The sequence below is a fragment of the Stenotrophomonas sp. STEN023 genome, from assembly GCF_056760135.1.
Genome location: NZ_JBRREF010000040.1, coordinates 1 through 11,640 on the forward strand (window position 1 = coordinate 1; position 11,640 = coordinate 11,640).

The 11,640-nt window shown below is 63.5% G+C and carries 10 protein-coding genes; 6 read left to right on the plus strand and 4 right to left on the minus strand.

Going from position 1 to position 11,640, the window contains the following annotated elements; genetic code table 11:
• Window positions 1–163: 163 nt before the first annotated feature.
• The 5 genes from ACVOLV_RS12500 (at window position 164) to ACVOLV_RS12520 (ending at window position 4,575) form a co-directional block, all read left to right on the plus strand.
• Window positions 164–535: a CopL family metal-binding regulatory protein gene (locus ACVOLV_RS12500; RefSeq protein WP_481554675.1), complete on the plus strand. Its 372-nt coding sequence runs from the start codon at window positions 164–166 to the stop codon at window positions 533–535.
• A gap of 120 nt (window positions 536–655) precedes the next feature.
• Window positions 656–2,461, plus strand: coding sequence for a copper resistance system multicopper oxidase (locus ACVOLV_RS12505; RefSeq protein ID WP_481554676.1), 1,806 nt, complete (start codon window positions 656–658; stop codon window positions 2,459–2,461).
• Window positions 2,458–3,615 carry a copper resistance protein B gene (locus ACVOLV_RS12510; RefSeq protein ID WP_481554677.1) on the plus strand — a complete coding sequence of 386 codons (1,158 nt, stop codon included), beginning with the start codon at window positions 2,458–2,460 and terminating at the stop codon, window positions 3,613–3,615. The genes ACVOLV_RS12505 and ACVOLV_RS12510 overlap by 4 nt, the downstream gene beginning before the upstream one ends.
• 61 nt (window positions 3,616–3,676) lie before the next feature.
• Window positions 3,677–3,976: an EF-hand domain-containing protein gene (locus tag ACVOLV_RS12515; RefSeq protein ID WP_481554678.1), complete on the plus strand. Its 300-nt coding sequence runs from the start codon at window positions 3,677–3,679 to the stop codon at window positions 3,974–3,976.
• 59 nt (window positions 3,977–4,035) lie between these two features.
• Complete coding sequence (locus ACVOLV_RS12520; RefSeq protein ID WP_481554679.1) at window positions 4,036–4,575, plus strand: DUF411 domain-containing protein; 540 nt, start codon at window positions 4,036–4,038, stop codon at window positions 4,573–4,575.
• Between the two features lie 267 nt (window positions 4,576–4,842).
• On the opposite strand, the gene ACVOLV_RS12525 is transcribed toward ACVOLV_RS12520, so the two are convergent.
• The 4 genes from ACVOLV_RS12525 to ACVOLV_RS12540 all read right to left on the minus strand — a co-directional run bounded on the left by ACVOLV_RS12525 (window position 4,843) and on the right by ACVOLV_RS12540 (window position 10,667).
• Window positions 4,843–6,657, minus strand: coding sequence for a 2Fe-2S iron-sulfur cluster-binding protein (locus ACVOLV_RS12525; protein WP_481554680.1), 1,815 nt, complete (start codon window positions 6,655–6,657; stop codon window positions 4,843–4,845).
• The gene (locus ACVOLV_RS12530) at window positions 6,654–7,346 is read right to left on the minus strand and encodes a PepSY domain-containing protein (protein WP_481554681.1); all 693 of its coding nucleotides are present in this window, start codon (window positions 7,344–7,346) and stop codon (window positions 6,654–6,656) included. Before ACVOLV_RS12530 ends, ACVOLV_RS12525 begins: the two co-directional genes overlap by 4 nt.
• Window positions 7,347–7,403: 57 nt before the next feature.
• Complete coding sequence (locus ACVOLV_RS12535) at window positions 7,404–10,118, minus strand: TonB-dependent receptor (protein ID WP_481554682.1); 2,715 nt, start codon at window positions 10,116–10,118, stop codon at window positions 7,404–7,406.
• Window positions 10,119–10,214: 96 nt separating this feature from the next.
• On the minus strand, window positions 10,215–10,667 hold the full coding sequence (locus ACVOLV_RS12540) for a CopL family metal-binding regulatory protein (protein ID WP_481554683.1): 453 nt from the start codon (window positions 10,665–10,667) through the stop codon (window positions 10,215–10,217).
• A 393-nt stretch (window positions 10,668–11,060) separates the two neighbouring features.
• On the opposite strand from ACVOLV_RS12540, the gene gloA reads away from it, so the two are divergent.
• Window positions 11,061–11,588: a lactoylglutathione lyase gene (gene gloA / locus ACVOLV_RS12545; protein WP_481554684.1), complete on the plus strand. Its 528-nt coding sequence runs from the start codon at window positions 11,061–11,063 to the stop codon at window positions 11,586–11,588.
• Window positions 11,589–11,640: the final 52 nt, after the last annotated feature.

An 11,640-nucleotide genomic window follows, 5' to 3' on the forward strand; every position in this document is an offset into this window, starting at 1 on the left:
TCCTCTGCGCCGCCGGGGGCCCCCACCTCGCGGCCCCCCCCCCCCGCGGCCCCCCGGCGCTCCCCCCCCCCCCCCCCCCCCCCCCCCGGTTTTCCCCCAACCATTCAGCCCAGCCCGTACTCAGGAATGTTATGGTTCAGCCCTGCTTCCCAACCTGAATCCCGTGCCGCGCATCCTGCTGCCCCTGCTGCTGTGCCTGACCCTGATCGCTGGTGCGGTCGGTTCGGTGTGGTCTGCGACGGCGATGGCCATGCCGATGCAGGCAATGACGATGGCAATGGAAGCCGGTGACAGCGCGCACGACTGCTGCCACGAGCAGGAAGCCAACCTGCAATGCGATGCAGACGACGCCGACAAGGCGCCCTCGCCCTGCGCCAGCGGTGACAGCTGCGACTGTAAGCAGCACTGCAACATGCTGCCCAGCGTCACCATGACGCGGCTTGCACCGATGCGCCATGCCTTGGCACCAATGCCGGCACTCCCCTCTCGCGACGACGTGACCCCGGGCCAGCTCAACCGCCCTCCCATCGCCTGATTCCCGCGCCTTCTGGCGCTCGCAGATATCTGTGCCAAGGCGATCGCTCTGGTGCACCCTTGATCTGTTCAGGACATGCAGCAACGCATCGTGATGCGTCTGTGTGACCGGGAGTTCCACATGTCTTCTGATTTCCTTTCCGATTCGCGCTCAGTGCTGTCGCGACGTCGCTTCGTGCAGGGCCTGGCCATTGGCGGCGTGGTTGCCGGTGCCGGCCTGGCACGTATTCCGCAGGCCTTCGCCGCCGGCAGTGCGATGGCGGTGCCGCCAGTTGAGCTGCGTGGCACCGAGCTGAGCCTTGCCATCGGCCGCTCGGCGGTCAACTTCACCGGCCGTACCCGCCCCGCCATCACCGTCAATGGCTCCTTGCCAGCGCCGATCCTGCGCCTGCGTGAGGGCGATACCGTCAACCTGCGCGTGGCCAACACGCTCACCGACGAGATCACTTCCATCCATTGGCACGGCATCCTGCTGCCGGCCAACATGGACGGCGTGCCAGGCCTGAGCTTCAACGGCATCGCACCGGGTGAGGCCTACCAGTACCGGTTCCAACTCAAGCAGTCCGGCACCTACTGGTACCACAGTCATTCCATGTTCCAGGAACAGGCCGGCCTGTACGGCGCGATGATCGTCGATCCGCTGGCACCGCCGCCGTACCACTTCGACCGCGAGCATGTGGTCATGCTCTCGGACTGGACCGACATGGACCCGGATGCGCTGTTCCGGCGCATGAAGAAGATGCCGATGCATGACAACACCTACCAGCGAACGGTGGGTGACTTCATGCGCGATGCGCGCAAGGATGGCCTGCGCGAGACGCTCAGCGACCGTGGCATGTGGGGCCGGATGCGGATGACGCCCTCCGACCTGTCCGACATCAACGCCCACACCTATACCTACCTGATGAACGGCACCGCCCCGGCCGGCAACTGGACCGGCATGTTCCGCAGTGGCGAAAAGGTGCTGCTGCGTTTCATCAACGGCTCGGCGATGACCTACTTCGATGTGCGCATCCCCGGCCTGAAGATGACCGTGGTCGCCGCCGATGGCCAGTACATCCATCCGGTCAGCATTGACGAGTTCCGCATCGCCCCGGCCGAGACCTTCGACGTGATCGTCGAACCTACCGGCCAGGATGCCTTCACCCTGTTTGCGCAGGACATGGGCCGCACTGGCTATGCCTGCGGCACGCTGGCGACGCGTCAGGGTCTGCAGGCGCCGATTCCGCAGATCGATCCACGTCCGCTGCTGACCATGAGCGATATGGGCCACGACATGGGCAGCCATGGCGATCACAGTGCCGGCATGGAAGGGGGTTGCGGCGCCAATATGGGTGCCAAGGGCATGGAAGGCGGCTGCGGCGCGGCGATGGGCCATGGCGCCCATGGCGGCGGCGACAAGTCACCCAAGCACAAGCCCAGCGAAGCCGGCAACCCGCTGATCGACATGCAGACCGCGGCCACCGAGCCCAAGCTCGACGACCCCGGCATCGGCCTGCGCGACAACGGCCGCAAGGTGCTGACCTACGGCGCGATGCGTTCCTTGTTCGAGGACCCGGATGGGCGCGAGCCAGGCCGCGAGATCGAACTGCATCTCACCGGTCACATGGAGAAGTTCGCCTGGAACTTCGACGGCATTCCGTTTGCCGGTGCCGAGCCCATCAAGTTGAACTATGGCGAGCGCATGCGCATCGTGCTGGTCAACGACACGATGATGCAGCACCCGATCCATCTGCATGGCGTGTGGAGCGATGTGGAGAACGCCGACGGCGAGTTCCAGCTGCGCAAGCACACCGTTGACATGCCGCCAGGCACACGCCGCAGCTACCGCGTGCGCGCCGATGCGCTGGGCCGTTGGGCCTTCCATTGCCATCTGCTGTACCACATGGAAGCGGGCATGATGCGCGAAGTGAGGATCGACGCATGAAGACCTTCTCTCACTCGCTGTTGTTCATCGCCCTGGCCGCCAGCGGCAGCGCCTTCGCGCAGGACCCGCATGCGGGACACGCCGGGCATGCCGCTGAAGCAAAGCCGGCAGTGGATCCGCATGCCGGGCACAACATGCCCACGAGCAAACCCGCCGATCCGCACGCCGCGCACCGTGGCCATGGCGGCAAGGCCAAAGCTGCTGACCCACATGCAGGCCATGCCATGCCCAAGGCGGAGGATCACTCCAGCCATGGCACTACGGCTGACCCGCACGCGGGGCATGCAATGCCTGCCGATCCGCATGCCGGTCATGCCATGCCCAAGGCGGAAGATCATTCCAGCCACGGCGCAGCAGCTGATCCGCACGCCGGCCATGCCATGCCGGCGGATGCGCATGCTGGCCACAACATGCAGACCAGCAGCGCCAGCGACACCCCGCGCGAACCGATCCCGACGCCGACCAAGCAGGACTTCGACGATGCCTTCCCGGTATTGAAGCCGCATGCGATGGAGCACGCGCCGTCGTTCAACAGCCTGGTGGTGTTCGATCACCTGGAAGCCTGGGACAACGCCCACGGCAGCGGCCAGGCCTGGGGCATCGACTCCTGGTTCGGCAATGACATCAACCGTCTTTGGATCCGCAGCGAAGGCGAACGCAGCGAGAACGCGCTCGGCGATTGGTCGGTGGATGCGCTGTACGGCCATTCGATCTCGCCGTGGTGGGACGTGGTCGCCGGTGCGCGGCACGACAACAGCCGCGAATCGCCGGATCTGACCCGCGCAGCCTTCGGCCTGCAAGGCATGTCGCCGTACAAGTTCGAAGTCTCGGCGATGGCTTACATCGGCGGACCGCGCAAGGCCGAGTTGGCGTTCGAGGTCGAGTACGACGTGCTGCTGACCAACCGACTGATCCTGCAGCCGGTGGTGGAAGCCAGCATCGTCGCCGATGACGATCCGCAGCGTGGTGTCGGCAAGGGCTTGAGCAGCGTGGAAGCAGGCCTGCGCCTGCGCTACGAGTTCACCCGCAAGTTCGCACCGTATGTGGGCTTTGTGCACGAGCGCGCGTTCGGCGATACCGCTGATATGCACCGCGATGCTGGCGAAGGCGTGAGTGAGTCGCGCTGGGTTGCCGGCGTGCGCTTCTGGTTCTGATTCGTAGTGATGGCGCCGCACACCGGCGCCATCTTCAACCTCCCTATAAGGAATGCTTTCGATGAAGTTCTTTCTTCAAGCTGCATTGATCGGCGCGATATCCCTTGCCTCGATTTCCATCGCGCAGGCCCAGCATGCCGGCCATGAGCATCATGCAGCGGCAGCAAAACCTGCTGCAAAGGCGCCGCAGGCTGATGCTGCGGCAACGTTCAAGCGCTTTGATGCCAACAAGGACGGCTTCATCAGCCGCGAGGAACTGCCCAGCGGTCATCCGCTGCTGCCGCATTTCGGCATGAGCGACAGCAACCGTGATGGCAAGCTGGACGCCAAGGAATTCGAACGCGGCCTGTCGATGCTGTGACGCCCTACTGCCGCACTGACCAGTGGTCGGTGCGGCGAACTGCCCAAGGAATCAAGATCATGAAAATGCGTTCAAAGCCGATGTTCTCGCTGTTGGTGTTGGCTGCCGGCACTCTGTTGATCAGTGCCTGCAATGCCAGTCCGTCGACTGCTGCTGTGGCAACCGCAACGGCTGCTGCGACACCTGTAAAAGCTGCTGAAGCTGCACCGGCTACCAAGGCGTTGCCGTTGGTGGTCGTGCACAAGGACCCGAATTGCGGCTGCTGTGGTGGCTGGGCCGAGCATATGCAGGCCGCAGGCTTCCCGGTGCAGCTCAATGACACCAGCGACATGATGGCGGTCAAGCAGCGCTTGGGAATTGGTGACGGCATGATGTCCTGCCACACCTCCGAGATCGACGGCTATGTGGTGGAAGGCCATGTGCCGGTGGAAGACATCAAGAAGCTGCTGGCCGAGCGCCCGCAGGCGCGTGGCCTGGTGTTGCCGGGCATGCCGGTAGGCACGCCGGGCATGGAGTCGCCGGATGGTTATCGCCAGGCGTTCACGGTTGCACTGCTGGGCAATGATGGTTCGTTGAGCGAGTTCTCAAAGCACGAGTAATCCGCTTAAGCCCCTCTCCCGCAAGCGGGAGAGGGGTTGGGGTGAGGGAAAGCTTTTAACTAAGCAAAGTCAAAAGCGCCCTCATCCGCCCTCCGGGCACCTTCTCCCGCAAGCGGGAGAAGGGAATGTCCAGAGCCAGAGCCAGAGTCAAGGCCAAAGCCAAAGCCGAAGCCGAAGCCAAAGCCAAAGCAACAGCAACAGCAACTACAACGGCAACACCTGCAGACCTCCAACATCTGCAGCCGCAACAGCCAAGTTCAAGTCCACTCAGATCTTGAAGTCATCAAACGCAACCCGCTCATCCGCCACGCCCAGCTTGCGCAGCAGCTGCCTGGTCGCCGCCAACATCGCCGGCGGGCCACACAGATAGAACTCGCAGCCCGCCAGATCCGGATGCTGCTTCAATAGATCTTCATGCATCGCCTCGTGCACACGGCGCGTATCACTGCCCTGCCCTGACCACACCGGATGCCAACTGAAGTTGACATGCTCATGCGCCAGCTCCTGCATCTGTTCGACATAAGGGCAATCACGCTCGCCACGGGCACCGTACCAGTAGTGGATACGCTCGCCACCACCCTCATCCAGCCGCTGCTGGATCAGCGCACGTAGCGGCGCCATGCCCGCACCAGCGCCAATGAAAATCTTCTCGCGCTCGCTACCGCTGAGTGCGAAATCACCGAATGGGCCGCTGTAGCGGACACGGTCACCCTCGCGCAGCGTATAGGCGAAGGTCGAGCCCTTGCCCGGCGGATGCTTGCGGTTCTCCTGCCAGCCGGGGCTGAAGCGGACCAGCAGCACCAGGCCGCCGTCCGCGTTGGATACCGGTGTTGCCAGCGAGTATGAGCGCCGTACCGCCGCCTTGTTCTGCAGGGTCGCGGGCAAGGACAGTGCCTTCCAATCCTCGCCATGCTCGGCCGGGTACCACACCGCAGTGCGCGGCAGCTCGTACTCGGGCACGTGCAGCTGCAGATAGCAGCCAGGCTGGAACTGTGCATCCGCAGCCTGCTCCGGGCGCAGATGGATCTCTCGCAGGAACGGCGTCACCGCGACGACCTTCTCGACGATGGCCCAGTGTTCGGTCCACAGGCTGGCGCCGCCGGCCACTTCGATCTCGACGTCTTCATCCACCTGCAGGTTACAGGCCAGTCGACAGCCGACCTTGCGCTTGGCATCAGGCACGTGCGCGCGATCGGCCGCCGTTGCCTTGCCCGCACCAGCACGTACCCGCACTTCGCACAGGCCACAGCTCTGTCCACCACCGCAATTGGAAGGAAGATTGATGCCTTCTCGCGCCAGTGCCACGTAAACGCTGTCGCCGCTTGCTACCTCGACCGTGCGCAGATGCGCGCCACCCGGTGCGTAGACCATCAGCTGCCGGCGTGAACGCCAGCGTCGCGGTATGAACTCCTGCAGATGGAAACTGGCAATCAACAACCACACGCCAGTCAGCGCCAACCACAGGCCGCCGATGCCCATGCCAACCACCAGCGGATTGTTGAAGTCGACCCGGCTGCTGTAATCCATGATGTGCAGCATCCAGAAGATGTCGAACAGCCGCCACGTCGCGTTGCGATGTTCCATCACCTGGCCGCTGTGTGCGGACACATAGATACTCGTGTCCTGCGCATCACTGAAGTCCACGCGCCACACCGGGTCCGGGTTGGCCCGGGTTTCCAGCGTTTTCTCCAGATACTGCGGCGCAGCGGCGACACCATCACCCGCGTAGGCCGCTTGTGCGACTTTCGCCGCGACCGCCGCATCGATGCTAATGCGCTTACCGTCACGGGCATCGATCACCTCGGTGCCTTCCGGTGATTGCAGACGGTACACCGGCTGTTGCAGCAACCAGCCACTGTCCAGTGTTGCCGCCTCGCCCTTGGCCGCAGCCAGCGCCACGCTCGGCGACACTACCGTGGCCGGCCACGCAGGATTGGCGACAGCTGCTGCTTGCTGGGCACTGCCTTCGATTTTCTCAGGATCGAGCAGGCTCATCATCAGGCCACTGCCCAACCACACCACGAACTGCAGGCCGACGATCAGGCCCACCCACTTGTGCAGGGTACGCATCCAGGGCGTCATGCGTTCCTCCGCTTGCCGAAGCTGTAGAACAGCAGCCAGATACCGCTGAGGGCGAAACCCAGGCCAAGGATCGAGGCCAAGCGCAACAAGGTGTTGTTGACGTCGGTGCGGTTCTCGTAATCCATGATGTGCAACATCCACACGAAATCGAACACACGCCACAGGTCGTGCCGGCGTGCCAACAGCTCACCACTGTCCGGTGACAGATACAGCGTACTGTCGCCGCGGCCGCTGAAATGCACGGCCCACATCGGCACCGGTCGCGTCTTTACTTCCGACGGCGCGCGGGTGATCCATTCCACCCGCTCCACCTCGCCCTCGCCCTGATACAGCGACTGCGCCAGCGCTATTGCCTGCTCGCGGTCCATCGGCGCCAGACGTTCGCCGCTGGCGGCATCCACCAGGTACTTCTGTTTGCCCTGGCGGATCTCATAGACCTCGCGTTCCAGCACATGCTTGAGCCGGAACGACTCCATCTGTGGATAGCGCGTAGCCAGCACATCGGCGCCAACGCGCGCGGTCTGCGCCGGAAGCGGTGTGCCATGTACGTGGGCCAGGTGGTCGCCATGGATCACGTCCAGCGGCACCACGGTCATGTAGACACCGCTGAGCATCCACAGCAGCGCCTGCACGCCGATCACCAGACCGATCCATTTGTGGGCACGGCGTGCCCAGAATGCGGGTTTCATCAACATCGTCCTCGTTCAATGACGCGCCCCGCCGCGAACGCGACGGGGCGCATCCAATCACCAGCGGTAGCCGATGCGTGCGTACCAGCGGCGACCCAGCAGGTCGTAGGTCATCGTATCGGTGTTGGCATCGGTATAGCTCTGGATGAACGGCGGCTTCTTGTCGAAGACGTTGTCCAGGCCCAGCGATACATCCAGCGCCTTGCTCACCGCGTACTTGAGCTGCAGGTTGTGATAGAACACCGACGGTGCGTGGTCACCGATATCACCGCGTGCCGCATTGATGTCATCGGCCCGACCGATGTACTGCGTGCTCCAGGTACCCGACCATTGATCGCGCGAGGCATTGACCGAGACCAGACCGCGCCACTTGGCGTAGCTGCCGCGGCCGCCGGTGATCTTGCCGGCGTACTCGATCAGGTCCGCACCATCGTACGGCCGCACGTCATAGCGCTGCAGATAGGACACATCGGCACTGACGCTGGCATCGAAACCCGCAGCCTTGAACTCATACAGCGCGCCGAAGTCATAGCCGGTGACGTGCTCGTTGGCGGCATTGACCGGCTGCGAGGACAGGAAGTCGACTTCGCCGGTGCGCGGGTTACGGGTGAAGTTGCTGGCATCGCAGAACGGATGCGCCAGCCCCGGCGTGTTGTAGCAGATGGCCAGTTTGGTGGAACCATCGATGCGCTGGATCGCGTGCTTGATACGGATGTTGTAATAGTCCAGCGTCAAGGTCAGCCCGGACAGGAATTCCGGCGTCCACACCACGCCCGCAGTGAACGAGGTGGCGTCTTCCGGCTCCAATGCCGAGTTGCCGCCCGAGGTGGTGAGGATTGTGTTGCCCGGCTGCACATAGCCGGCCGGCACACCGTAGGCCTGGCAGTTGGCACGCACCGTGGAACCAGCCGGCAAGGCCGACCAGTTGCTGCATGGATCGGTGGTGGTCAGGTTGCCTTCGGCCACGCCGCCAAACAGTTCCGGAATGTTCGGGATGCGGAAGGCGGTGGCATAGGTGCTGCGTACTTTCAGCGAGGGATTGATCTGCCAATCCAGCCCGGCCTTGTAGTTGTAGTCGCGGCCGAACAGATCGTAGTCCGAGGCACGCCCGGCCAGATTCAGATACAGCGAATCGGCGATGACGTTGTCCTGCAGCAACGGAATGGCCAATTCGGCGAACACTTCCTTGGCGGTGTATTCGCCGGCAATTGGATCCTGCTGATTGGTGTTGCCGATGCCAAGCACGGTCAGCGGATCGGGATTGCGCCAGCCGCGTTCCTTGCGCACTTCCACGCCAGCAGCAAAGCCCACCCAACCGGCCGGAAGTTCGAAGATCTGCCCGCTGAGGTTGGCGGTGAAACTCTTCTGTTCGTTGCCGCCGGTATCGCGCGAGGTGTAGAGGATGTAGTCGAGCACCTCGCGACTCAGGTCACCGTAGCCCAGGTAGTCGCCACAGGGGATCGCCGCGCCCGGCACCGGACTGCAAATGCTGCGGTTCAAGGTCTGCTCGACGCGGTCGAGATTGGCGACGTTGTCCGAGCCATCGACGCCGGTGTTGCGGCCCCAGTTCAAGGCCGCCGACCAGTCCCAACCGGTGCCGAACTGGCCTTTCACTCCCACCAAGCCACGGAAGGTATTCACCTCCTGCGAGAAATGGCGCGGGCCGGCTTCTTCCAGACGACGGCGTTGCAGCAACAGGTCCTGTCCGGTCGGGTTGGTCGGGTGATTGGCGGCGATGTTGATCGGCCGATAAACGCCCAGACCGCCCGGCGCAGCGAGCTGATCGGATTGACGGTTGGTATACATCAGCTCGGTGAACACGCTGGTGTTCTCGCTAAGCTGGCTGTCGCCAAATACGCTCATGCTGATGCGCTTGATCGGATTGACCGCGTTGAGCGTGGGGTTGCCGTTGTAATTGTGTTTGGCGGCCGAATAGCGCTCGTAGAAATCGCCATTGCCGCCCAACACCTGGTTGAAATTGACGCGGCTACCATCGGCCAGCAGCGCGCGGCCGCCCACCGTGGTGGAACTGCCCGAGCACACCAGCTTGCCGTCCACTTCGGCCAGCCCGCAGGGTGCGCGCGAGCCCATGTTGACCGTGCCGCCCTCGGCATAGTTGATACCCGCCATCAGCGAGCCGCGATCGCTGGTGACGCCCCAGGCCAGGTCGACAGCGGTTTCATCGCCATCGCCACGCGTGGTCTGGCCGTAGCGCACTGCCGCTTCGGCGCCGTCGAATCCTTGCTTGGTGATGATGTTGACCACGCCGGCCACCGCATCGGCGCCGTAGATGGCCGAGGCACCGTCCTTGAGCACTTCCACGCGTTCGATCAGCGACACCGGGATCATGTTCAGATCGACCGAACTGTTGGCGCCGGTACCGCCATTGACGATGCGGCGACCGTTGAGCAGCACCAGGGTGCGGTTGATGCCCAGGCCGCGCAGATTGACCTGGGTGGTGCCGTAGCCGTTCTCGGCCCAGTAGGCATTGCTCTGGCTGCCGGCAAAACCGGCCGAGGCCGGCAGGCGCTGCAACAGCGTGTCCACCGAAGTGGCGCCGGAGCGTTCGATGGCCTGCGCGTCGATCACGCTGACCGGGCCTACGCCGGACAACTGCGCGCGCTTGATGTGGCTGCCGGTGACCTGCACGGCATCCAGCGTGCGGGCGGCTTCATTCGGGGGTTGCGCGTCCTGCGCGTTGGCGGTGTGGACGGCGGTGGCACACAGCAGCGTGCCAATGGCCGCAGCCAAGGCTTGGGGCTTCAAATACATGTTCTCTCTCGCTGGGATTCTGTCTCGGGGCGATAGCCGCGGTCGCGGGCGCGAGCGCGGTTCACTACTACGTCGTGGTGACGCGAGAACAACCGCTCAGACGATGGGAGGTCGGAAGACGCGAGACAGCCTGCCCGCTGGCAATACCAGCGCCGGCAATGGCGTATCGGCCGCTACCGGTGGATGCGCACCGGCGAACAACAGCGCCGTCGCGGGGGGATAGATGGTGAACACGCACAGGCATTCGCAGCCGACGCTGTCAGCGCAGCTGCAGTCATCGGCATGACCGGAAGACGACTTGCCGGTGTGCTCGTCGTGGCCACCGCCGGTGCTTGCGCCCGCCGCCGTCGACGTACGTGCGGCCAGATCAGTCCGCACCGGGTCACTTCGCACCGGGTCACAGCCTGCACTGGCCGCGCGGGTAATCCCGGCAACCGATGGAACCCCATCCGCATGCAGCACCATGCGCGTGCTCGCCCATGCCCCGAGCACGCCTTCGACGGCGAGCACCAGCATCAGCAGCAACGGCAGGCACATACGGTAGGACATGAAGTTCCGGACAATTCCGTTATTTGTATATACATACAATGAATAACGCGAGCAGCGAAACCTTGTCAACCGCCGCTGGTCACGCCGTGGCTCCATCCGTGGTGGCATCCCCTGCCAACATTCCGCGCAGCCCTTGCGCCAGCGTCACTTCCCGGCGCACATCAGGCAATGCATGCGCGCTTCATCAAAACCAGGGGAACAACGACTATCCTGCGACGCAGCATAGCCAGCGCGCGCGCAGCCGCCTAGCCACTGAAGGTATGCCGTTGATGATTTTTTGTATCGACGCACGCAAGCTGGGCTAGCGATTTCAAATGCAACTTTCTGCATGAGCATTGCGTTGCCGCAGCTGCACGCGCGCCCTCCCCCATTCATCGCAACAGGACAGATTTCATGAGCCTTCAAACCCTTGCTCAACAGCCCAGCGTCGCCGCCCAGGTGCCGGCTGAAACCAACGGCTTCGTGTTCAACCACACCATGCTGCGGGTCAAGGACATCCGCGCCTCGCTGGATTTCTACACGCGCGTGCTCGGCTTCCAGTTGATCGACCAGCGTGATTTCGCCGAAGCGCAGTTCAGCCTGTACTTCCTGGCCTACGTGCCAGCCGGCGTGCAGGTACCGCAGGACGATGCCGAGCGCCGCCTGTGGATGGCCGGCATTCCCGGTGTGCTGGAACTCACCCACAACCACGGCACCGAGAACCAGGACGGCGCGATCTACCACGACGGCAACAGCGATCCGCGCGGCTTCGGCCATATCTGCGTGTCGGTGCCGGAGCTGGAAGCAGCCTGTGCGCGTTTCGAGGAACTGGGCGTGCCGTTCCAGAAGCGCCTGAGCGATGGCCGCATGAAGAGCCTGGCCTTCATCAAAGACCCGGACGGTTATTGGGTTGAAATCATTTCCAATACCGTGCGCGCCTGATCAGCACATAGTCTTGAAACAACAAACGCCGGCTTACGCCGGCGTTTGCTGG